This is a genomic window from Verrucomicrobiia bacterium (assembly GCA_036268055.1).
Lineage (GTDB): Bacteria > Verrucomicrobiota > Verrucomicrobiia > Limisphaerales > Pedosphaeraceae > DATAUW01.
Map to the genome: position 1 here is coordinate 52193 of DATAUW010000019.1, position 23332 is coordinate 75524.

Consider the following 23332-nt stretch of genomic DNA (forward strand, 5'->3'; position numbering starts at 1 on the left):
CGCGGAGACCCGGAGGCGCGGAGAACAAAAACTTTAAGCCACGGATGGAACACAGATTAAACACGGATTGAGAATTTATTTTTCCGAATTTAAGCCTTATTCCATTTTAGCACACTCTCCCATTGGCCGTCCGCAAGGACCTCCGCGCCTCTGCGTCTCCGCGGTTAAAATCATCTAGCCCTGTTTTGAGGTTTTGACCTATTCATCCGCGCTTGTTAATCTTCCCGACCATTTATGACCAGCAGTGATATACGCCAGTCGTTTCTCGACTTCTTCAAATCGAAGCAACACACCATCGTGCCCTCGTCCAGCCTCATGCCGGACTCGCCCAACCTGCTATTCACGAACGCCGGGATGAACCAGTTTGTGCCGATTTTCCTCGGGCAAATCCAATGCCCCTATAACCCGCCCCGCGCCGCTGACACCCAAAAATGCATCCGCGCCGGCGGCAAACATAACGACCTCGACGACGTCGGCCTCGACACCTATCACCACACCTTTTTCGAGATGCTCGGCAACTGGAGCTTCGGAAATTATTTTAAGCAGGAAGCGATTGATTGGGCGTGGGAACTCATCACCGAGGTCTGGAAGTTCCCCAAGAACCGCCTCTACGCCACGGTTTATTCGCCGGATAAAACCAAGGGCGACCCCAGCGATTTCGACCAGGAAGCCTACGATTTTTGGGCCGCGAAATTCACCACCGCCGGACTCGATCCGAAAGTCCACATCGTCTATGGCAACAAGAAAGATAATTTCTGGATGATGGGCGAAACCGGCCCGTGCGGCCCGTGCTCGGAATTGCACGTGGACCTCACGCCGGACGGCTCGACCAAAGGCTCGCTCGTCAATAAAGGCAGCGCCCAGTGCATCGAAATTTGGAACCTCGTCTTCATCCAGTTCAACGCGAACCCCGACGGCACCTTCTCTCCCCTGCCCGCGCGCCACGTGGACACCGGCATGGGCTTCGAGCGCGTCACGAGCATCATCCAATGCACGAAAAATTTCACCAACTTCAGCGGCATCATTTCCAATTACGAAACCGACATCTTCCGCCCCATTTTCGACGTCCTGGAAAAGATGAGCGGCAAACGGTACACATCCACATTGCCGGGACAAAATATTCCCGGGGAGCACACGCGCCCTCGCGTGTCGCCGACCGCGCCCTCGCGGTCGGCATCCGAGTCCGGCCATCAACCGGGGACAAAATATTCACGTCGCAACCTGCCGCATTTTGAGCGTCCGTGGGCAAAATACATGGTGACTTTTTCAACCCATGATCACCGCAAATTAACGGCCGCCGAACGCGATTTGACGCTCCGCAGCATTCTCTACGCTCATGAACATCGGCAATATCAACTCTATGCCGCATGCGTGATGCCTGACCATGTCCATCTTCTATTTGAACCACAGATAAAAGAAAAAAATGAGGCTGGCGAAACTGTTTTCTGGTCTTTGCGCGAAATCTTGCAAGGTATCAAATCTGCAAGCGCCCACCAAATAAATGAGTCATCCGCCACCAAAGGTCATGTTTGGGAACAAGAATACATGGATCGAATGATTCGCGGAGATTCTGATTTTGAAGAGAAATTTCATTATATATGCAGGAATCCTTGGGATTCGGGCGACGCATCGGCTACGGAAAATTATCCTTGGTTATGGACTCCGGGTGTTTCCGCAGAACAAGTCAACACAGCGGAAAATGTTAACGCTGTAGTGCCGACTGCGGGGGCGCAGTCGGCTGCACGCGAGGGCGCGTGCGCTCCCCGGGAACAGGAACAGCTGGACATCGCCTTCCGCGTCATCGCCGACCACATCCGTACGTTGAGTTTCTCGATTGCCGACGGAATTCAACCGGGCAACACCGACCGCAACTACGTCCTGCGCCGCATCCTCCGCCGCGCGGTGCGCTATGGCCGCACGCTCGGCTTTCATCAGCCGTTTTTCTACAAACTCGTGGACGTCCTCGCCGACACGATGGGCGGCGTGTTTCCCGAAATTCGCGCGCGCCAGCAAATCGTAAAGGACGTGCTCAAGACTGAGGAAGAAGCTTTCAACAAGACACTCGATCGAGGCATCGAACTCTTTGAAAAAGCGAGTTCGAGCAATTCAGCTTCGCAATCGGAATTGCCAGCCAACTTCGCTTTTACGCTCTATGATACGTATGGCTTTCCCTATGACCTCACCGAATTAATGGCGCGCGAACGCGGCCTTACGGTGGATAAAGCGGGCTTCGACAAACTGATGGAGGAGCAGAAGGCTCGCGCTCGCGCCGCCCAGAAAAAAGAAGTCATTTCCCTTTCGCAAATCGAAACCACCGCTCCCACAAAATTCGTCGGGTTCGAGCAACTGCAAACTCCAGCGAAAGTTTTGGAAGTTGTTTCGGTCAAAGACAAGACCGGCGTGATTCTCGACGTTTCTTCGGCCTATGCCGAGATGGGCGGGCAGGTCGGCGACACCGGTGAAATGTCCGGCGCGGGCCAGCTTTGGCGCGTCGCGAACACGCAAAAAACCGGCAACACCTTTCTGCACTTCCTCGCGGACAAGGACGCACCCGCTATCGGCACGACCGTCGAACTTTCCGTGGATGCCCCCCGCCGCGGCGCCATCCAGCGGCATCACACCGTCACGCATTTGCTTCATTGGGCCTTGCACGAAGTCGTCAACCAGGAAGCGACGCAGAAAGGCTCGTTCGTCGGGCCGGACAAATTGACGTTCGATTTTAATTCCGCCGCGCTCACGCCCGCGCAAGTGCGCGACATCGAGAAACTGGTCAACGAACGCATCGTTGAAAATGCGGGCGTCTCCTGGACGGAAGTCCCGCACGACGACGTCAAGCAGCGCAAGGACGTGATGCAATTTTTCGGCGAGAAATACGGCGACGTCGTCCGCGTCGTGCAAATCGGCGGGCAAGCGGGCGCATTGAACGGTTATTCGATGGAACTTTGCGGCGGCACGCACACGCGCGCGACTGGCGAGATCGGTTTGTTCCGCATCGTCAGCGAGGCCGCGGTCGCGGCGGGCGTGCGGCGCATCGAAGCGGTCGCAGGACTCGCCGCGTATCAGGCGGCGCATCAGGAAGCGGAATTGCTCCGCTCGGTTGCCGGCCGCGTGAGCGCGCCCATCGCCGAACTTGAAAAGAAAATTGATTCGCTGCTTACCCATCAGCGCGAAATCGAGAAACAACTGAAATCATTCCAGCAAAAAGAAGCCGCCCAGGCCGCTCGCGGATTGGTTGCTCGTGCGCAAAACATCGGCGCGGACAATTTGCGCGCCATCATCGAAAATCTTGGCAATGTGGACGGCGATTATCTGCAAGCCGTCGCTGACGCACTGAAGGGTGAGTTTAAAGGCGTCGTCGTGCTGGGTGGAACTTCAAATGGCGCAGTCTCGCTCATCGCCACCGTTTCGCCGGAGTTCACCGCAAAAGTGCAGGCGGGAAAAATCATCCAGACGATTGCACCCATCGTCGGCGGCAAAGGCGGTGGAAAACCCGACAACGCTCGTGGTGGTGGCAAAGACATTGCGAAATTGGACGAAGCGCTCGCTAAAGCAAAAGCATTGCTCAGCGTGTAACGTCCGAGGAAAATCAAACGGCGGCCGGGCGCAATGCCCGGCCGCCATCAATCGAAGTTAATTAATCTTCGTGGATTTCACGCGGTAATACCGGTGCGCCGGAACTGCATTCGTATCGCCGATCATCAACACTTTGCCGCTGCCGGGGACCGATGGCAGAACAGGAATCCAATTCGAATCGGTGAGCAGGTTTTTATACTGCAAGGTGTAATTATATCCCGGCAGGCTGTTCACGAAGAGCACCAGGTTCGCATTGTTCGCCATGCCCATACCGGTGATCGCTCCCGGCGTCGTGCTGCTGTTCGTAAACATCGTATAAATCTTTGGCGGCGTCAGCACCGTGAGGACCGCGACGGAACTCGTCGCCGACCCGGCGATGTTGGAGACGACTACCCAATAATTGCCCTCCTGCGGATTTTGGATATTCGTCAACGTCAGGATATTCGAGTTCGCGCCCGCGATGTTGTTCGATTCAAACACCCATTGATACGCGAACGGCGACGTGCCGCCTGCGCTCACAAGGAACATCACATTCGTGCCCACCAGCCCGATTATATTGGTCGGCTGCGTGGTGATGAACGGCATTTGATTTGCCCCGCTGACATTCATCGCCGAATTGTTGGCGTTATCGAAATCAGGAGTGGCGCTGCTGACGCTCACGAAGTTCGTGATCGGCCCCGGCGAAGTCGGCACCACCGTGACCGTCACAGTATTCGACATTCCCGCCAGCAAGTTCGATACGCTGCCGCTGATCGTATTGCCGTTCGTGACCATAGGAATGGAGGCCGAGACGAACGTCACATTCGTTGGCAACGTATCGCTGAACGTGATTCCCGCCGCCGCGTCCGGCCCAAGATTTTGAATCGTCGCCGTGTAAACCAGGTTCGATCCAACGATTGCCATGTTCGGCAAATCATTGCTCACACTAATACCCACGTCCGTGGATGTGCCGCAGCAAACATAGGAGCCGTCATGAATGACGATGCTATCTATATACCAGCCTTTGACGACGGTGCTGTTGCCAATATCCGTCGCGAGACGCCAGCGGAAGAAAACTTTTTGTCCCGCAGCCGACGGCGGCAACGTGGCAGTGGTCGTGATGTAGCCGCCGGAGTTGCCACTCCAGCAGAGACGCGCGCCGAGCGGGTTACTATAATTCGTGCTGATTTCGCAGTTATAACCGCCGCTCACAAAATTTCCACCCGCCGCGATGATGTCGAAGAATGGCCCCTCGTTGATCGAAATTTCCAGCACGCCGCCGTCGTAAGCCTGGAAGAAATCTGACGGACTATTTTCCAAATCGTAATTATTGCGGAAGACGATTTGCGCGGACGATGAAACGATCTGCGCATAACCCGAAATCAAATCGCTCGTGCCGTTCGTATTGACGTCGGCGACAAACGCGGCGTTCGGCGCGGTATCCACCTGATCAGTCACCGTGACCCAGTTGCTCATACCGGCGGTCGCTTGATTCGTGAAATCCATCGGGAGCCCGGGCGCGCCAACTTCGTCAAAACTTTCTCCATACGTATCGGCAGGGACGAATTGGCCAAGCGGCAAGATGAAATTCACCGTGCCAAGACTGATCGAGCCATCGCTGAGTTGGAGAGTCGCGGTGATGTTGCTGCCGCAAGCGCCATTCGCGGTGAATGTAAACGGCTGGCTCGCCGCCGCGCCGCCTGCCGCCAACGCGCCGAAAGAAGCCGACTGCGTGCCACTCGGAAAAATGGAACTGTTGGTCAGAAGCGTCGCGGTAAGATTGCCAGTGCTGATCGAGCCGATGTCCTGAAGAGAAAAATTCACAGTGACCGTTTCACCCGGATCAATCGCGCCGTTACCAGGAGAGCAGCTTTCCGCCACGACCGTCGTTCCCGCCGCGGAAATGATGGGCGACGGAACGGAATTGGCATTGTAAACGACGAGGGCAAAATCCTGTGACAAGGCATTGCTGCTGTTGGGCACGCCGACCGAATTGATACTTGTGCCGTTGATTTTCACCACGAAACCACCGCCCACACCGGCGGGGAGGAAAACACTTTCGACATTGTTGCGCGTATCGGAAACACCGCCCGTCGCGGAATATTGGCCGTTGAAAACATTGCCTTTGTAAACATTGCCGCCGACCGTGACGGTCAGGTCGAGGTTATTATTATAGGCAGCGCCGGTGGTATTGCCGGGGGCATCCGTCCACGCGACGGTTACGCGGAAAGGTTTGGTTTGATCCACGATCGTTCCGACATACGAACGGCTTTGACCGCTGGCGGTGAACATGTCTGCGGACAATTCATCGCGCAGGATGCGCGGCGTGCCGTCGAACGCGGTGCCGAGATTCATTTCGCCCATGCCCTGATTGATCGAAGGCAAGGTGTCGTTCGCCGTGGAGCCAGTCATGTAACGCGCGGAGTTCATCAGGAACGCTTTGGTCATGGCTGCGCTCGGCGGAGTATTGGATTGATTGATAAAATATTGGCGCAACAACGCCGCGCCGCCCGCCACGCAGGGAGCGGCATGACTCGTGCCGGATGACACGGTGTAAAACTGCTGATTCGTCGGAAAGAAAGGATTGCCGTTGGGACCGCCGTCCACGCCACTGCCGTTGAAGCAAGGATCGCAAGTGCCCGTGCCCGCTGGTTGCGGAATAGCCAGCGACCATTGCGCAACACCGCCACTGACGTGAGTGCCCGGCGCCATGATGTCGGGTTTTGTGCGTCCGTCCTGGCAAGGTCCGCGGCTCGAAAATGAAGCGATTTCATTCGCGCTGCTGGATTCGCTGTCTCCGATGCCGCCAAGGTCGGTGGCGCCGTTGCCGAAAGGCTGGAAGTTGTCCGCCGCGCCGACCGAGATTACGTTCTTGGCCGTGGCGGGTGTATCAATGCTTTCAACCCCATCACCGCCGCTGTTGCCTGCCGCAAAGACGATCACCATTTCCTGATTGCCCGGAGTCGAATAAAGCGAATTGGTGGATTCCGCGTCGCGAACCAGTGCGTCATAATTTTGCGCGCGACTGTCATACAACCCCCCAACGACCGCGCCCCAACTGTTATTGCTGATGCGCGCGCCGCCATGATGCGCCTGGGATTGAAGCGTGTTGAAATTCGGAAAATTTTGGTAGTTGGTATCGGTCTCAGGATAATCCGTATCAAAGATGACGGATGAACCAATGTTGACGAACGGACAGACGCCCAAGCCATAATGATAACCATTGGCGTCTTGGAAAGGATAGCCGGACAAATTGTCATAGCCCGCGATGATGTGGGCGTTGATTGTGCCGTGACCGTCGCAACCGACGAGCGTGTTAAAAAACTGGTTCGCGGTCGTTTCCTGGCGGGCATAAACTTCGCGGCTCGCGCCGGCCATTGTGCCGCCCACGTGCAATCCGAAATGCGCCGGGGAAGTCGTGCCTTCATCCACACCGGTGTCCGAAACGTCCACTGAAAAACCAGACGCTGTGAATTGCGCCTGAGTAAAACCTTTGCTCGCGAGCCACGCGAGATAGCCGGGGCCGGAAGGAATATTGTTCGACAAATTGCCCGCGACAATTTGATCCTGCCGTTCATCCAGCGGTTTCTGTGAAAAATACGGCTGGATGGAAACCACTTCCGGCTGCGCGGCGATGGTGGCGAGATCTTTCGCGTTGAGTCGCGCGACGATATTGACGTAATGCAAAACGGTGTGCGCTTGTTGCAGCGGCTCGAGTTTTAATTTATCGAGCAGTTGCATGGTGTTCGTATTCGCCGCGTCGTCCGCCATGAGTTGGATCGCAAAAAGATCAGTGCCGATTTCACGAGACCTTCCTTTTTCATCCTTCATGCGCGCGCGCGGATGGATTTTGTAATCCGAAGTATAGGCGCCTTCCCATTGAACATGCGGAGCAGTCTCGGCGAGCTTCTGCACTTTGGCCAGGCTCGCGGAATCGCCATAGACGAGGTAAGCATTCTCGGGGATGTAACTGACAATCGTGACACCGGCGGCGATGAGGTCATCGCGCCATTGCGGCTGGATGGGTCCGACAAAATGAATCAGGTGCAGGCGCTTGCCGGAAAAAGCGCTCAGGGTGGTCCGTTGAGCCTTGATTTCTGGCCGGGTAGTGTCCAAATGTTTGGCATTGAGCATGACGACATTGTATTCGTCATGGATTTCCACGTCGGAATTAGTTGAAAGAACGGCTGCAGCTTCGGGGGCGTCATAAATTTGATAGTTGCCGTAGTCAGCCAGGAGGCGTCCACCTTTGGCGGCAATCTGTTGCGCCAGAACGGGATTGTTGACCTTGATTTTGTGGTGTTTTCCCTTGGCGGAGACGGCGGAAGTGGCGGGGGTATCAATCGCGAAGGAGTTAAAGCCAAACAGCGTCAAACTCAAAATTGCCAACAAACTGGCATCAAACATCCGGCGCAAAATCCACCGATGATGCATCTTCCTGGCTAAAAAATTATTCATGCACGGCGATTTTAGCTACTTGCGTGCCAGCGTAAAAATCCGGCGAACTTGCGCTTTGCAATTCCCGAAAAAAAACTCGCGCCGCGTTTGCCGTTAAAAAAAAATTGTCGCGCTCTTTATTTCACGGCATGCTCGTTGTCTTTATGCGCCAGGTTAATCTAGGCATTATCGGCGGCGGCACCGTGGGTGGTGGCGTTTATCAGGCTATTCAACGGAATGGCCCGCTGATGGCGTCGCGCCTGGGCGTCCAACTGCGCGTGGCGAAAGTTTCTCTGCGCGATCTGAAAAAAGCGCGTCCCGTAAAAATTTCTCCATCGCTCCTCACCACCGATTGGCAGAGCATCATTGACGATCCCGCCGTCAATTTGATCGGTGAATTCATTGGCGGCACGACCACGGCGCGCACGGTTGTTCTCAGCGCATTTAAAAAAGGCAAGTCGGTCGTGACCGCGAACAAGGCCCTGCTCTCCGCGCATGGCGAAGAATTGTTCGCCGCCGCGCAGGAGCATAGCGCGAATCTTTACTACGAGGCCAGCGTCGCCGGTGGCATTCCCATCATCAAAGTGTTGCGCGAAGGCCTGATCGGCAATCGCATCACGCGCCTCTATGGAATTGTCAATGGCACGTGCAATTACATCTTGAGCCGGATGAAACTTGAAGGCGCGGATTTCGCGGAAGTGCTCGCCGATGCGCAGCGGCTGGGTTACGCCGAAGCCGAACCTTCACTGGACATTGACGGCCACGACGCCGCGCACAAGACGGGAATCCTCGCGTCGCTCGCGCATGGCTTTTGGGTGAATCCGCAGCACATCTACGTCGAGGGAATTCGCGGAGTCACGCAGCAGGACATTCTTTTCTCCGGACAACTTGGCTACACGATAAAATTGCTGGGTATCGTCAAGCGCATGGATGATTCTGAATCCAGCAAAACGAAAGCAGTAAATCGTAAATCGCAAATTCAAGTTTCCGTTTATCCCGCGCTGGTGCCGAATTCCCACGTGCTCGCGAACGTGAACGGAGTTTTCAACGCCATCCTCGTGCGCGGTGATGTGGTTGGCGACACTTTATATTATGGCCGTGGTGCGGGCCAGGATGCGACGGCGAGCGCGGTATTAAGCGACCTCGCGGACGCCGCGTTGGATTTGAAGTGCGGCATCAAGAGCCGGGTTTCTCCCTTCGTTCCGCACGAACGCGAGGGCGCGGTGTTGCCGATCGGCGAAGCGGTTTGCCGCTACTACGTGCGTCTCAGCGTGATTGACAAACCTGGCACACTCGCAAAAATCACCGCCATTTTGGGCGCGGCGAACATCGGGATTTCCTCGGTGATTCAACCCGAAGGGCACGAGGGCGGAAGTGTGCCGTTGATTTTGATGATCCACGACGCGACGAATAAAAACGTGAGCCACGCGCTCGCGAAGATTGGAAAGCTGTCCGCCGTCAAGGCGCCGCCCGTGATGATCCGCGTGGAAAATTTTGACTGACATGAGCGCGCTTTTATTTCGCAGCACCAACCAGCAATCGCCCGCCGTCAACCTGCGCGACGCCATGCTGGCCGGCCAGGCTCCCGACTGCGGGCTTTATTTCCCCGAGAAATTTCCCCGGCTCACGGCGGATGAAATCGCGGCGTTTGCAAAATTACCGTACGGTGAAATTGCCTTTCGCGTGTTGTCGCGCTTCACCGCAGGCGTGATCCCCGACGACGCGCTCGCCGCGATGTGCCGCGAGGCTTATAACTTCGCCATTCCCATCGAGAAAACCTACGACCGCGTTTATGTCATGCGGCTGGATCAGGGGCCGACGGCGTCGTTCAAGGATTTTGCCGCGCAGATGATGGCGCGGATGTTCGGGCAATTTTTGCGCGAGACCGGAAAGCAACTGACAATTCTCACCGCGACCAGCGGCGACACCGGCTCAGCGGTTGCGCATGCGTTTCATAATGTGCCGGGCGTGCGCGTGATCGTGCTTTTTCCGTATGACGAAGTCAGCGTGAGCCAGCGCAAGCTGATGACCACGCTCGCGGAAAATGTCCGCACGATTGCGATTGACGGAAAGTTTGACGATTGTCAGGCGATGGTGAAACGCGCCTTCGCCGACCCGGCATTGAAGCACATCCCGCTTTCCTCGGCGAACTCGATCAACATCGGTCGTTTGCTGCCGCAGAGCATTTATTATTTCTACGCGGCTTCGCGGGTGGCGCAGCCGGGCGAACCGATCGTGTTTTCCGTGCCGAGCGGAAATTTCGGCGACATGATGGGCGCGGTGGTCGCGGGACAAATGGGTTTGCCGATCAAGAAACTCATCGTCCCCGTGAACAGCAACGATGCGTTCCCGCGCTTTCTGTCGTCGGGCAATTACGAAAAAATTGTGCCTTCGCGCAATGCTGTTTCCAACGCCATGAACGTGGGCCATGCCAGCAACCTTGCGCGGCTCGTGGCCGTTTACGGCGGCCACATGGACGAGACCGGCAAGATCCACAAGCTGCCCGACCTCGCTGCGATGCGCCGCGATTTATTTTCAAGTTCCGTTTCCGACGAACGCACGCGCGAAACGATCCAGGAAGTCTGGACGAAATATCAGTTGCTGCTGGAACCGCATGGCGCCGTCGCATGGCGCGGATTTTTGGATTGGCTCGCGACCGAGCCGATCGGCAATTCGCCCGCCGTTATTTTGGAAACCGCCAACCCCGCCAAGTTCCCCGAGGAAATCGAAAAAACCATCGGCTTTTCGCCCGATGTGCCTGATGCGATGACTGAACGGAATAAAATGGCGGAAGATTTCGACCGCATGGGTGCGGATTACGGGAAATTTAAGGATTATCTGTTTGCAAAGCACAACCTAAAATAGGTGGCATCGGCATTTAAAGGGAATTTTTGGCCCGTTCCTCGACTGCCAAATCCAGTCTTTTCAAAACCAGGAACTCTGATACCTTCCCCTTCCCGTTTCCGTTGCCGGAATTTTTGCCGGCGCGGGAGCGAAGCATTTTATGGCGTTGATCGTTCAAAAATTTGGCGGCACTTCGGTTGGCAACCCGGAGCGCATCAAGAATGTCGCAAGCCGCGTGGCGAAGTATCGCGCGAAAGGCGACCAGATTGTCGTCGTCGTTTCCGCGATGAGCGGCGTCACTGATAATTTGATCAAGCTCGCCCGCGAAATCATGCCGCTGCCCAGCGAGCGCGAGATGGACATGCTGCTTGCGACCGGCGAGCAGACGACCATTGCGCTGACCGCGATGGCATTGCATTCGATGGACATCCCCGCCGTTTCGTTGACCGGCTCGCAAGCGGGCATCCTGACCGACGACGTCCATACCAAGGCGAAAATCCAAACGATTCAGCCCAAGCAAGTGCATGCGTTATTGAACGCGGGCAATGTGGTGATCGTAGCGGGTTTCCAAGGACAAACCGCTGCCGGACACATCACGACGCTTGGCCGCGGCGGTTCGGACTTGACGGCGATTGCGCTGGCGGCGGCATTGAAGGCCGACCTTTGCCAGATTTACACGGACGTTGACGGTGTTTACACGGCCGACCCGCGCATCGTCCCGAGCGCGCGCAAACTTGACGAAATTTCCTATGACGAAATGCTGGAACTCGCCAGCCTCGGCGCGAAGGTGATGCAATCGCGCTCGGTGGAATTTGCCAAGAAATTTGGCGTCGTGTTTGAAGTGCGTTCGAGTTTGAACGACAACCCAGGAACCATTGTGAAAGAAGAAACGAAGAACATGGAAGACGTCGTGATTCGCGGCGTATCGCTCGACAAAAACCAGGCCAAGGTCACACTCGTGGCCGTGCCCGACGAACCCGGCGTGGCCGCGCGCATCTTCAAAGCCCTCGGCGAAGCGGCGATCAACGTGGACATGATCGTGCAGAACATCAGCCACGGCGCTGGCAAGCCGGCGACCGACCTTTCCTTCACGCTCGACAAGCCCGACCTTCCCAAGGCGCGCAAGGTGATGGACAAATTGAAAACCGAAATCGGTTACCGCGAGGCGATCGCCGACGAGAAGATCGGCAAGCTCTCCATCGTGGGCGTCGGCATGCGCAGCCATTCCGGCGTCGCCGCGAAGATGTTCGAGACGCTCGCGCGCGAAAACATCAACATCGGAATGATTTCGACGAGTGAAATAAAAATTTCCGTGGTGATTGATTTGGCGAAAGGCGAACAGGCGATGAAGGCGGTACATGCGGCATTTTTGGGATAAGAAGCTGGTATAGCCGCAAAAAACTTGAAGCAAAGTTTGGATTAAACCCAAAGCTACGTTTTAGGGATAAACGCGCCGAGAGAAATCAGTTTCAGTCCGCTGACACGTTCAAATTCGCCCCGGTTCAGAGTTGCGATTCCATATCCATTTGCCCTAGCTGTTGCAGCAATCTGAAGGTCTCTTTCGCCTATCGGGATGCCGCTTATTTCGAGTGTAACCCAGATTTCTGAATGCTCCCGCGCCTCTGCTGTTCCGAAAGGAATCACGGCGTAGTCTTGAAAAATATTTTCAGCGAATTTTAAGCGGCGTGCTTTAATGGTGGAATCACTCGCTCGGGCGCAACCGTGTAAGAGTTCTGAAACGGTGATCGCAGCGATGTAGAATAGTTCTCCCGGATGACCGAAAAGAAAACCTTGGAAATCAAAACGCCTTCGCTCCGCTGCGATTAAGACTGAGCTATCAATGACTATTCCCATGCCGCGGGTTTAGGAGCCGACTGGGTTTTTCGATCAATCTCCAAATCCTGAGCGAGCCCTTCGGCTTCTTCAACAGTAAGGTGAAAACAAGCGGGCCAAAGAGCCGCAAGCTCGGCGCCATTTTTTGCCTTGGATGAACCACTTGGAATTGGACGTTTTACCAGCCAATCGCGCAATCGTGCCTGGTCAACTGGAGACAACTGTTGAATCGCCTCTTCGATTTCTGTGATGCTGCTCATCTTGACAAAAAGATAGCAAAAATGGCGCTAAAAAACAAGTTCCATTACGCCATCCAGTCGAGAATCAATTTGACCGTGCGCCTTCAATGAACTATGGGTATTCCCGTGATTCGCAATCTAAATCTGGACCTGCTGCTAAACGTGCTGCTTGGCCGCGCGGCGGGCGGGTTCTGATTACGTCACTCGATTTCCTGAACCCCACTGCCAAAACCGGCGGTGGGGTTTTTGTTTTTGCCAAAACGGGACGCCTCCGCCATAACTAAAACCGACCATGCTCAAAGACCCGTCAAAAAAGTATCGCCCGTTTCCGCCGATCCACTTGCCTGACCGCCAGTGGCCGAACCGCACACTCACCCGCGCGCCGCGCTGGTGCAGTGTGGATTTGCGCGATGGCAACCAGGCGCTCGCCGTGCCGATGAACGTCAGCCAGAAACTCGAGTTGTTCCACGCGCTCGTGAAGTGCGGCTTCAAGGAAATCGAAGTCGGCTTTCCCTCGGCGTCGAACACGGAGTTCGCCTTCAATCGCCGGTTGATCGAGGAGAACCGCGCGCCGGACGATGTATGGTTGCAGGTGCTCGTGCAGGCGCGCGAGGATTTGATCGAGCGCACGGTGGAATCGCTGGTCGGCGCGAAAAAGGTCATCATCCATTTGTATAATTCGACTTCGCCCGCGCAACGGCGAGTGGTGTTCGGCATGTCGAAAGAGCAGATCATCCAAGTGGCCGTGCGCGGTGCGCAATGGATCAAGGACCGTTTGCCGCGGCTCGCGGGCACGGAGGTGATGCTGCAATATTCGCCCGAGAGTTTCAGCCTGACGGAGGTTGAATTCGCGCGCGAAATTTCCGAGGCCGTGCAAGCCGTGTGGCAACCCACGCCGCAACGAAAAATGATTTTGAATTTGCCGGACACGGTCGAAGTGGCGATGCCGAATGTCTATGCCGACCAGATCGAATGGATGTGCCGCAACTTAAAAAATCGCGAGTCGGTCATCGTGAGCTTGCACACGCACAATGATCGTTTCACCGGCGTGGCCGCGACGGAACTGGGTTTGCTCGCGGGCGCGGAACGGGTTGAGGGCACGCTGTTCGGTAACGGCGAACGCACGGGGAATCTTGATCTTGTGACCGTCGCGTTGAACCTTTACATGCACGGCATCAGTCCGGGTCTCGATTTCAGCAACCTCAACGAATTGCGAAAAGTTTATGAGCGCTGCACCGGCATGACGGTGCCCGAGCGGCAGCCGTACGCGGGCGAATTGGTTTTCACGGCGTTCAGCGGCTCGCATCAGGACGCGATTCGCAAAGGCCTGGCCGAGTGGGAGAAGACGGGACGCGAACATTGGGACGTGCCGTATCTCACGATTGATCCGGCGGACATCGGCCGCGAGTATCACGAGGTCATTCGCGTGAACAGCCAGTCGGGCAAGGGCGGCGTGGCTTATCTTTTGGAGAATGAATTTGGCATTGCCTTGCCGAAGGAGATGCAGCGTGAGTTCGGGCCGATTGCGAACGATGCCGTGGACCGCCTGGGCCGCGAAGTGCGTGGCGCGGAACTCAAGGAAATGTTTTGGCGCGAATACATCGAGCGCACGCAGCCGTGGAAATTAGTGGGCTTTGAAACCGAGAGCCGCGACGGCGTGGTGCGCTGCCGCGCGCATTTGTCACGCGACGGCAAAACTGTTGAGTTCGCGGGCGAAGGCAACGGCCCGCTCGCCGCGCTGGTGCATGGTTTCAGCCAGGCAGGCGTGCCGCGTTTTGAAATCACGCAATACAGCGAGCATGCGATTGGCGAGGGCGAGAGTGCAACGGCGATTGCCTATATCCAGATCAAGCACGATGACAAGCGCACGCGCTGGGGCGCGGGTGTGGATACGAATATCGAACTCGCATCGGTGCGCGCGGTGTTGAGCGCGCTGAACCGGAGTTGAACCGACAGTTTTTTACGCCATGCGGCGGTGAGCCAAATCATCGCCGCATTTTTTTGCGACATTATTTTCGTTTGCTGCCGAGGTCTTCGATGTGGCGGATGACGAGGGCAGTCCAACCGGTTTGATGGTTCGCGCCGAGGCCTTTGCCGGTGTCGCCGTGAAAATATTCATGGAACTGCACGAGATTTTTCCAGTGCGGATCGGTCGCAAAACGGGAATCGCCGTTGAAGCATGGGCGGTTTCCGGTTTGGTCTGGAATGAATATTTTTGCCAAGCGCGAAGCGAGTTCGTGCGCGGCTTCTTTCAAGGTCATCATCTTGCCGGAACCCGTGGGACACTCGACTTTGAAATCATTGCCGTAATAACGGTGATAGCGTTCGAGGGCTTCGACGACGAGATAGTTGATTGGAAACCAGATCGGCCCGCGCCAGTTGGAATTGCCGCCGAAGAGACCGGTGGTGGATTCGCCCGGCTCGTAGTCCACGCGATGCTGCGCGCCGCCGGCCTCAAAGATGTACGGATGTTCCTTGTGAAATTTCGAGACGGAACGGATACCGTGCGGTGAGAAAAATTCGTTTTCATCGAACACATACTTGAGCATGCGCCGCAAGCGGTCTTTCGACGGTATCGCCAAAAGCAAGTCTCCCGATTCGCTCGTTTCGTGTCCATCGCCGCAAAGCTGGCGCGCGAGATTGGGGCGATGTTTGCGGAACCACTGAAAGCGTTTGTAGAAGCCGGGGAGATCTTTGATCTTATTTTCGTTCAGTAATTCCACCGCGATCAACGGCATCACGCCGACGAGCGAGCGCGTCTTGAGCGGGATGACTTCACCTTTGATTTTGATCTGGTCGTAGTAGAAGCCATCCACATCATCCCAGAGGCCGGTGCCGCCGAGAGTGTTCATGGCATCGGCGATCTGAACGAAATGTTCGAGGAACTTTGATGCCATGTCCTCATAGGGCGTGCGCACGGGACCGCCTTCATTGCGCGCAAGCTCCAGGGCAATGGCGAGCATCGTCACGCAATAAAATGCCATCCACGCGGTGCCGTCAGACTGGCGCAACGAACCGCCTTCCGGCAGCGGCTGAGAGCGGTCGAACACGCCGACATTATCCAACCCCAGGAAACCGCCCGCGAAAACATTTTGCCCGTCGGGATCCTTACGATTCACCCACCAGGTGAAATTGACGAGCAGTTTTTGGAAAACGCTTTCGAGAAAATCGCGATCACGGCGGTCGCGGCGATCGGCAATTTTATAAACACGCCACGCAGCCCAGGCATGAACTGGGGGATTGACATCCGAAAATGAAAATTCGTACGCGGGAATCTGGCCGTTGCCGTGCATGTACCATTCGCGCAGAAATAGGCCGATCTGCTCTTTCGCGAATTTGCCGTCAATGCGCGCAAACGGAATCATGTGGAACGCGAGGTCCCACGCGGCGAACCACGGGTACTCCCACTTGTCCGGCATCGAGAGCACGTCGCGGCTGTAAACGTGCGTCCAGATGTGATTGCGGCCTTCATACCGGCTTTCCGGCGGCACGGGCATGTTGGGATCGCCCTTCAGCCATTCCTTGACCACGTAGTAATAAAATTGTTTCGTCCACAGGAGGCCCGCATAACCCTGCCGGACAATGTTGCGCTCCTCATCGGTTAGTTTGGGCGAGGCATGGCCGCGATAAAACTCGTCGGCCTCTTTCACGCGCAATGCGAACACATTGTCGAAGGTCGCATTGTCGGGACGCGGAGTCGCTTCGTCAGCGGAATAAAGGCGCAAACGCACGACCTGGGTTTCACCGGCCTTGAGCGTGAACTTGTAATACGGCGCGGCCTTGGTTCCGGTATTTTTTGAGTTCACCGCCTGCTTGTTGCCTTGGATAACGTATTCATGGAAGGCATCTTTGACAAACGGGCCGGCGTTTTCGGCGTCAAACAAACGCTTCATGTTCGTCTCGTTCTCGGTGAAAAGAATTTTTGGCTGCTTGCCTTTGGCATCGGGCGCGAACTCCAAATAATAATTCCCGAGCGTTTCGTGTTCCAGTTCCAGTTCGCCTTCTTTTCCGATTTTGATGGCCGGCTTCCCGCCGCAACCTTCCGAAGTACAACCCCAGGTCCAGGTGTTGCGAAACCAAACCGTGGGCAGCAAATGTAAATCCGCGGTGTCCGGCCCCTGGTTCGTGACGGTGAGCTTGATGCGAATATCGTTGGGGCTGTATTTCGCGTACTCGGCAATGATGTCGAAATAGCGGCTGTCCTTGAAGACGCCGGCATCCACCAATTCAAACTCCGGCTGCAAACGGGAACGCTCGCGGCTCACGCTGACAAGCTGTTCGTACGGATAGGCGGCTTGCGGGTATTTGTAGAGCGCCTTCATGTACGAATGCGTGGGGGTGGAATCGAGATAAAAATATTCCTCCTTCACATCTTCGCCGTGGTTCCCCTCGGGACCCGTGACGCCAAATAAACGCTCCTTGAGGATTGGGTCTTTGCCGTTCCACAACGCGAGCGCAAAACACAGGCGGCATTCGCGGTCGGTCATGCCCAATAAACCATCTTCACCCCAGCGATATGCGCGGCTGCGGGCATGGTCGTGCGGAAAATAATCCCAGCAATCGCCGCCCGCCGAATAGTCTTCGCGCACCGTGGCCCATTGGCGCTCGGAAAGATAAGGGCCCCAGCGTTTCCAATTTTTCGTCCGTTCGCCGTCTTCCTGCAAGCGCTGTCCTTCGGCGCCCATTGCCGGCCGGAAGAACTGTTCGGTCATTGAATCCATGTTCATATTTAATAAATGCCCGTCTCCGGGTTATCCTGGCACACTAATTCGAGTTTCCAAATGCTCTTTGAAATGATCGCGCCAGCCCGGCGCGATCGTGGAAATGTTCACCCCCTGTTCCAGCAACGAACAATCATGCGGAGAAATATATTTTGATTGCATCATCTCTCTCTCGCGTATGGATGCGTTCAACGGAGTCGCCCGGGGTGAGGTTGACCGGCACCAATTTCATCGCATCAATCGTGGCCATCGGTTTCGGCTGTCATGCTTGCAAGTGTATGTGGGCGGCGGGGTGATTGCCAGAGGGAATTGGTGAAGGAAAGGCGGGGAATGAAATACGCAGGCGATTTGTTCAACGGTCGCAGATCGCCACTAAGGGGAATGATGACTGACGATAAAAGTTCGCAGCTATTTTGCGGCGAATTGCGCCGGCTCTTTTTTAGCGGCGAAATAATCGTCTTTGATACGGCAAACGCGGGCGTGCAATTCGCGGGCGGTTTCTTTGCGATCAGTCATGCCCGTTACCGGTTCGCCAAAACCGACATACGCCTCAAAGCTCGGCTTGGTCATCATCTTTAACGAGTGCGGGAAAAATGTGTCGTCGCCAACGTAACAAATGTCTTTCTCCATCGTCCCGTCCACCACCGTGTAATGCATCCACGCCGGGAAAACAGGAAAGCCATTTTTTTCCACCGGCGCCAGCAGGGACGAATGAAACGGCAGGACGGTTTCTCCGGTGCTGGTTGTGCCTTCCAAAAAAAGCGCGAGCGGCACACCGCTATTAATGACTGTGGCCATTTCATTCCCGATGCGCACGACATCCGCCTTGCTCGCGCGCCGGATGAAGAGCGTGCCTGCGCATTGAGTGAGCGGGCCGATGACCGGCCAGCTTGCGACTTCGCTTTTGGAAACAATCACCAGCGGAAAGATCGAGCCGAGCACGATGATGTCCGCATAGCTGAGATGATTGCAGGCCACGATGCCGTGCGTGGGCACTTTGCCTTTGACAACGACGTTGCCATTGATGATCCAAAGAAAAACTTTGGCCCAAAAATGAAACCAGTTGGCGCGGACCTTGAAGGATTTGGAGCGGCCCAAAAGCTTGATCAAAAATACATAATGCAGCGCCGCGAAAAGAAAGAGGCAACCGAGAAGAAATAGGCGTCTGCCAACCCGTAATCGTTTAATCACGGAGCATCAATAGCATCAACTCATGTAGCGCGCAATCGTTCTCGCGGTGAGGGATTGCAGATCGAGGAACGTAAGAAAATCAATGGTCTTGAACTCCCGATCGAGCGCGGGCGGGCCGCAAATCTTTGCGCCCAGCGTCAGGTAAGCGGTCAGCAATTTGGGAATTTTTGGCGACGGCACCGTGCGCGCGTCGGATTCGCAGATAAATTTCGGGAGCGGATTCGTCCGCCATTCTTCGCGCACAACGTAGCGCTGCAACTGCGCGTAAGCCGCCAGACCCACGGCGGCGTCTTGTGAGGTCAGCGAACTGCACCCGACCAGATATCGGCAACTGCGCGCGGTGACATAACTCGCGATGCCTTTCCAAAGCAGGCTCAACACGGTGAGATTGCGATGACCACTATGCACGCATGCGCGGCCAAGCTCGACCATCTGTTCGCGCAAGGGTTCATAAGGCGTGAAATCAAACTCCTGCGCGCTGTAATAACCGCGATTTTCCAGGGCGCGGCGGCCGGTCTGCAAACGATAAGTGCCGATGACTTCGCCGGTGCTCACTTCCTCGACGAGCAAGTGGTCGCAGATGGCGTCGTAAGCATCAGCATCCAGACAGGTGGCGTAGGACTGCTCGAGACCTTCGCGCAGTTCGAGATTGAAAACCACAAACCGGAGAAGCTGCGCGGCGCGGACATCGCGCTCGCTTGTGGCCAGGCGCAGACGGTAATTCGCGCGCGACACCTCCGCCATCGGCGGCGTCGGGCCACCGGGCGCGCTGAGTTGGCCAAGAGAATTTCCGTCATTGTGACGGTCAGAAACATTGGTCATAGTCAGTATCAGGTTTTCTCTGTTCAAATTGGCCTATTCTGGGCTGATTGTAAAGTTCGTTCCGGCGGCCCAGCCACCGCGAGCGCCGCCCGTTTGTTAGCCGGAAGAGCCTAAATCTCCCCGCACCCGCCGTGGAAGAAAACCCTTTTCCGTTACGAAGAAATGTCCAATGGGTTAAGATCGTGAAAACACTTTTTGCGGCGATTTTTGCTGCTCACAAATGTGGACGAAAATCAATCTAAATTGAATTGTTCTCAAGATTTGAACCTGATAAACTGAAAATCATCAAAATGGAACTCCAAAAATTCTGGACGAAATTTGCTGGTTTGGCGTTTGTTTCATTTTCGCTAAATCACGCGGCCCTCGCCATCAATCCACCGGGCACCACCTCGACCAACAACTTTTCCGTTGGCCAAACCATTCCAGACAATACCCCCAGCGGCCTGACCGAGACGCAAACTCTCGATTTCAGTGGCACGGGATTGGTCAGCATCACCGATATCGAAGTCACACTCAATATTTCCGGCGGCTTCAATGGAGATTATTATGGCTACCTCGTCCACAATGACGGTTTTGCCATTTTGCTCAATCGCGTGGGCCGCACTTCGACCGACACTCTGGGCTACGGCGATAGCGGCCTCAACATCACTTTGGAGTCTGGCGCCAATGACATTCACACCTACCAAACCGAATTCAATCCCGGCGGCGTGGCTCTCACCGGACTTTGGGATGTGGACGGTCGCAACGTGGACCCGCAAACGGTGACTGACACTGACCCGCGCACGGCCACGCTGGGCTCGTTCGTCGGGCAAGACCCCAGCGGTCAATGGACATTGTTCCTCGCCGACGTTCACCCGGGTTCTGAAGGCCAGTTGGTTAACTGGGGTCTCGTGATCACATCAGTGCCGGAACCGGGCACGCTTGCGTTGCTCGCGCTGGGTTTGAGTGGCGTGGTCGTTGCCAGCCTCAGACGCCGGGGTTAATTTTTCTTCTGTATTTTCGTTCGCTCACCTGGCCGGTATACGCCATTGGGCGGAGCTTCCCCTCTCAAGTTTCACCCATCGTTTGCCGATTCCATACAAGGGCTGTCGGGATGGCGTCTGTCTTGTCGCGACAAGCCTGAACCTCCGCCGCAACGCCACTTATACATGTATCTTGTCACCGATAACAAATGCACCTGCGCGAACTGCAATGCGGTAATTGATTACTACACCAGCCAGGTCGGGCAGATCGTGGAGTGCCCCGCGTGCGGCGAAAAAAGCCGTTTGCCCGCGCCCATCCAACTCATCGTGCTCCATCCTGAAGGGCCGCCCGTGCCAGAATTCCGCAACTGCGAAATCTGTGGAAGTCAGATGCAATTTTGGAGCCGCCATTGCGCTCTCTGCGAAGCTGCCCGCCGCCGTCGCCGTCGCAACATACAAATACTTATCGGCAGCGCTGCGATTGTGATTCTCGCCTTGGCCGGCTTGGCCGTGCAACGCTTCGCAAAACCGGAGCCAGTCCAGGCCGTCGCCTTGCCGCCCGCCAAGCCCCTGGACCTCACCATTCACGCCGCCACGAACATCCCCACCGCCACCGGTTCGCACATGCTCATCGAGCAACCGCGCCCGCGCCTCCCCAAGTCCACCAACGATTTTCGCCCCGGCATTTTCGTCCTCGAAAAACGCCGCGGCAGCGATCTCGTCATGGCCGTCGGCGATCTCCAAAACGATTCCGAATACACCCGCACCAGCATCCGCATTGACCTCGACCTCCTCGACAAATTTGGCAAACGCATCGGCACCGTCAGCGATTATTTTACCCAACTCGGCCCTCACCAAAGCGGACACTTCCTCGCCACCGTCAACGACCCCCTCGCCCTCAGCGTCCGCCTCGCCTACATCTCCGAAGACAAATAACCCGCGAAATTCGCGCGCATTGGCGTGCAATCGCGCGCACCTCTGCCCGCCTTCATTCCTCCCTACCAAAATTAAAAAGCTAATACCTCAACCCGCACCACCACATCATCTCAATCGCAATACATTAACCCTTAATATCTTACAGCTCACCAAGCGCCTTTTCCATTAACCTGTAACCTGTCCTCCCGCCTCAACGTCTGTTTGGATGCAGCGCAGTCAATAATAACAAAAAACATTAGATAATATGAAGAAATTCCTAGCCTTGTCGCTCGTTTGCCTTGCCGCCGTGCTTTCCGTCCACGCCCAAAAAGCGACCACCGACGAACAAAAAGCCTTCAAAAAAGAAATGATGGACAAGTATGACGCCGACAAAAACGGCAAGCTCGACAAAGACGAAAAAGCCAAGATGACCGACGACGAAAAAGCCAAGTGGAAAAAACTTTTCCCGGCCCACCACAAGAAAGCCGATTCCGACACCGGCTCCTCGACCAACTCCGTCCCCAAAACGAACTAATTTTTGGTTCGATCAGAAGGGCCGCACGGCCCCGAACGAACAACGCCCCACTGCCCCCAGTGGGGCGTTTTAATTTCCGTTGCAAACTCAGAGCGGGGCTATTGCTCCGCTTCCTCGTCCAACTGATGCGTTCCTTCACAAAAGTCCCGTAGGGACAACCGACAATCTACGGCTGGCAGGGCGGAACTGCTGCTCCGCCGTCCTAAGTCCCGCAGGGACGACAGATCTTAGCCCAGCAATTTATTGCTGGGGATGCCATCCGCTCCAAACCAAGTCCCGCCCGGGACGAAAGAAATCAGCCACCCACCAAACGCGATTAATCTTCAACTTGCAATCGCAATCCAACGCATTCCAATCCATTCTCAAAAACTCAAAACTCATTTCTGCTTGATCCTCACGGCCCCGAACAAACAACGCTCCCACTACCCCAGTGGGGCGTCTTGTTTTTTGGTTGGGCGGATAATGGCAAGTAAGTTCGCAGACCGATCGAAAACTTTGTGTTGGCTGGAAAAGAATAACCTAAACCGCTCGTCTCTTGATCCATTTTGTCCAAACGGATTTTGCAATGCGGCCCAAAGCCGCGCCTATTAAGCCCAGCACCGCAAGAACGACATAAAACATCAGTGCGACCGGCCATAGATTCAGCGAGTTTCCACCGTCCTTTATTAGGTTGACCACCATTCCAATAGGCAAGCACAACATGGTCGCCGGTCCGACAATCCATACCGGACTGCGGCCAAAAACGCCAACCAACATACCAACTATTAACGGATAGATAAATTCATAAATACCGGCGTTCGGATGGCTATCGTACAACTGCATTAAAATAAGCTCAATAGAGCCTATAGCCGCTGCGAAACCAACTTCTATCCAAAGTCTCGGCCCTGATTTCATAATTCTATTGCCACACCTGTCCCATTCCTCACAACCTCGGATCCACCGGCTCACTCTCCAAAGCCAGCACCCCAAACACCGCCTCATGAACCCGCCGCAAAGGTTCCTTACGCGCGAACCGTTCAAGCGCTTCTACCCCCAGCGTAAACTCCCTCAACGCCAGCGAGCGCTTCGTGGAAAGCCTTCGCGCGCGCAATCGTTCCAGATTTTCCGCCGCCGTATATTCGGGACCATAAATGATCCGGTGGCTATCCAGTTCAATCCCCCAGGCATACATCGCCGGAGACGATCATGGAGAAATAATTGATGTCGCCATTGTCCGTGATCACCACGCCGATTTCGTTCGTGCCATAGTGCAATCGCCCGGGCGACACGCTTTCAAAAGAC

The 23332-nt window shown here is 55.5% G+C and carries 15 protein-coding genes and 1 pseudogene; 8 read left to right on the top strand and 8 right to left on the bottom strand.

Going from position 1 to position 23332, the window contains the following annotated elements:
• The first annotated feature begins 234 nt into the window (after positions 1 to 234).
• Entirely contained in the window at positions 235 to 3573 is a 3339-nt protein-coding gene (gene alaS / locus VH413_14105; GenBank protein ID HEX3799825.1) for an alanine--tRNA ligase, read from the top strand.
• 57 nt (positions 3574 to 3630) lie between these two features.
• Here the strand turns inward: alaS and VH413_14110 are convergent, their stop codons facing one another.
• Entirely contained in the window at positions 3631 to 8010 is a 4380-nt protein-coding gene (locus VH413_14110; GenBank protein ID HEX3799826.1) for a S8 family serine peptidase, read from the bottom strand.
• A 128-nt stretch (positions 8011 to 8138) separates the two neighbouring features.
• Here VH413_14110 and VH413_14115 point away from each other — a divergent pair, with 128 nt between their 5' ends.
• From VH413_14115 to VH413_14125, 3 genes are all read left to right on the top strand, one after another.
• A complete protein-coding gene (locus tag VH413_14115) occupies positions 8139 to 9491 on the top strand; it encodes a homoserine dehydrogenase (GenBank protein HEX3799827.1) in 1353 nt (450 codons plus the stop codon).
• A 1-nt stretch (position 9492) separates the two neighbouring features.
• On the top strand, positions 9493 to 10854 hold the full coding sequence (thrC, locus tag VH413_14120; protein HEX3799828.1) for a threonine synthase: 1362 nt from the start codon (positions 9493 to 9495) through the stop codon (positions 10852 to 10854).
• A gap of 139 nt (positions 10855 to 10993) precedes the next feature.
• Positions 10994 to 12211, top strand: a complete 1218-nt coding sequence (locus tag VH413_14125; GenBank protein ID HEX3799829.1) for an aspartate kinase — start codon at positions 10994 to 10996, stop codon at positions 12209 to 12211.
• Between the two features lie 53 nt (positions 12212 to 12264).
• Here the strand turns inward: VH413_14125 and VH413_14130 are convergent, their stop codons facing one another.
• Positions 12265 to 12687 (bottom strand): PIN domain-containing protein, encoded by a 423-nt coding sequence (locus VH413_14130; protein ID HEX3799830.1) that lies wholly within the window; start codon positions 12685 to 12687, stop codon positions 12265 to 12267.
• Positions 12678 to 12926 carry a hypothetical protein gene (locus tag VH413_14135; protein ID HEX3799831.1) on the bottom strand — a complete coding sequence of 83 codons (249 nt, stop codon included), beginning with the start codon at positions 12924 to 12926 and terminating at the stop codon, positions 12678 to 12680. Before VH413_14135 ends, VH413_14130 begins: the two co-directional genes overlap by 10 nt.
• 271 nt (positions 12927 to 13197) lie before the next feature.
• Here VH413_14135 and leuA point away from each other — a divergent pair, with 271 nt between their 5' ends.
• Positions 13198 to 14853 carry a 2-isopropylmalate synthase gene (leuA, locus tag VH413_14140; protein HEX3799832.1) on the top strand — a complete coding sequence of 552 codons (1656 nt, stop codon included), beginning with the start codon at positions 13198 to 13200 and terminating at the stop codon, positions 14851 to 14853.
• Between the two features lie 61 nt (positions 14854 to 14914).
• Here leuA and VH413_14145 read toward each other — a convergent pair whose 3' ends face one another.
• From VH413_14145 to VH413_14155, 3 genes are all read right to left on the bottom strand, one after another.
• Positions 14915 to 17632, bottom strand: a complete 2718-nt coding sequence (locus tag VH413_14145) for a glucosidase (protein ID HEX3799833.1) — start codon at positions 17630 to 17632, stop codon at positions 14915 to 14917.
• Between the two features lie 402 nt (positions 17633 to 18034).
• The gene (locus VH413_14150; protein ID HEX3799834.1) at positions 18035 to 18736 is read right to left on the bottom strand and encodes a lysophospholipid acyltransferase family protein; all 702 of its coding nucleotides are present in this window, start codon (positions 18734 to 18736) and stop codon (positions 18035 to 18037) included.
• 96 nt (positions 18737 to 18832) lie between these two features.
• Complete coding sequence (locus tag VH413_14155; protein HEX3799835.1) at positions 18833 to 19639, bottom strand: GNAT family N-acyltransferase; 807 nt, start codon at positions 19637 to 19639, stop codon at positions 18833 to 18835.
• Between the two features lie 290 nt (positions 19640 to 19929).
• Here VH413_14155 and VH413_14160 point away from each other — a divergent pair, with 290 nt between their 5' ends.
• The 3 genes from VH413_14160 to VH413_14170 all read left to right on the top strand — a co-directional run bounded on the left by VH413_14160 (position 19930) and on the right by VH413_14170 (position 22051).
• Positions 19930 to 20622, top strand: a complete 693-nt coding sequence (locus tag VH413_14160; GenBank protein ID HEX3799836.1) for a PEP-CTERM sorting domain-containing protein — start codon at positions 19930 to 19932, stop codon at positions 20620 to 20622.
• Positions 20623 to 20787: 165 nt separating this feature from the next.
• Positions 20788 to 21537: an FxLYD domain-containing protein gene (locus VH413_14165; GenBank protein ID HEX3799837.1), complete on the top strand. Its 750-nt coding sequence runs from the start codon at positions 20788 to 20790 to the stop codon at positions 21535 to 21537.
• 244 nt (positions 21538 to 21781) lie between these two features.
• A complete protein-coding gene (locus VH413_14170) occupies positions 21782 to 22051 on the top strand; it encodes an EF-hand domain-containing protein (GenBank protein HEX3799838.1) in 270 nt (89 codons plus the stop codon).
• 519 nt (positions 22052 to 22570) lie between these two features.
• On the opposite strand, the gene VH413_14175 is transcribed toward VH413_14170, so the two are convergent.
• Both VH413_14175 and VH413_14180 read right to left on the bottom strand, forming a co-directional pair.
• Positions 22571 to 22945 (bottom strand): hypothetical protein, encoded by a 375-nt coding sequence (locus VH413_14175; protein HEX3799839.1) that lies wholly within the window; start codon positions 22943 to 22945, stop codon positions 22571 to 22573.
• Positions 22946 to 22973: 28 nt separating this feature from the next.
• Positions 22974 to 23189: pseudogene (locus VH413_14180) on the bottom strand (hypothetical protein).
• Positions 23190 to 23332 lie beyond the last annotated feature (143 nt).

What these genes read in the sequence shown, in the direction of transcription:
- alaS (HEX3799825.1), top strand. Translation starts at nt 235, where the DNA reads ATGACCAGCAGTGATATACGCCAGTCGTTTCTCGACTTCTTCAAATCG.
- VH413_14110 (HEX3799826.1), bottom strand. Translation starts at nt 8,010, where the DNA reads ATGAATAATTTTTTAGCCAGGAAGATGCATCATCGGTGGATTTTGCGC.
- VH413_14115 (HEX3799827.1), top strand. Translation starts at nt 8,139, where the DNA reads ATGCTCGTTGTCTTTATGCGCCAGGTTAATCTAGGCATTATCGGCGGC.
- thrC (HEX3799828.1), top strand. Translation starts at nt 9,493, where the DNA reads ATGAGCGCGCTTTTATTTCGCAGCACCAACCAGCAATCGCCCGCCGTC.
- VH413_14125 (HEX3799829.1), top strand. Translation starts at nt 10,994, where the DNA reads ATGGCGTTGATCGTTCAAAAATTTGGCGGCACTTCGGTTGGCAACCCG.
- VH413_14130 (HEX3799830.1), bottom strand. Translation starts at nt 12,687, where the DNA reads ATGGGAATAGTCATTGATAGCTCAGTCTTAATCGCAGCGGAGCGAAGG.
- VH413_14135 (HEX3799831.1), bottom strand. Translation starts at nt 12,926, where the DNA reads ATGAGCAGCATCACAGAAATCGAAGAGGCGATTCAACAGTTGTCTCCA.
- leuA (HEX3799832.1), top strand. Translation starts at nt 13,198, where the DNA reads ATGCTCAAAGACCCGTCAAAAAAGTATCGCCCGTTTCCGCCGATCCAC.
- VH413_14145 (HEX3799833.1), bottom strand. Translation starts at nt 17,632, where the DNA reads ATGAACATGGATTCAATGACCGAACAGTTCTTCCGGCCGGCAATGGGC.
- VH413_14155 (HEX3799835.1), bottom strand. Translation starts at nt 19,639, where the DNA reads ATGACCAATGTTTCTGACCGTCACAATGACGGAAATTCTCTTGGCCAA.
- VH413_14160 (HEX3799836.1), top strand. Translation starts at nt 19,930, where the DNA reads ATGGAACTCCAAAAATTCTGGACGAAATTTGCTGGTTTGGCGTTTGTT.
- VH413_14165 (HEX3799837.1), top strand. Translation starts at nt 20,788, where the DNA reads ATGTATCTTGTCACCGATAACAAATGCACCTGCGCGAACTGCAATGCG.
- VH413_14170 (HEX3799838.1), top strand. Translation starts at nt 21,782, where the DNA reads ATGAAGAAATTCCTAGCCTTGTCGCTCGTTTGCCTTGCCGCCGTGCTT.
- VH413_14175 (HEX3799839.1), bottom strand. Translation starts at nt 22,945, where the DNA reads ATGAAATCAGGGCCGAGACTTTGGATAGAAGTTGGTTTCGCAGCGGCT.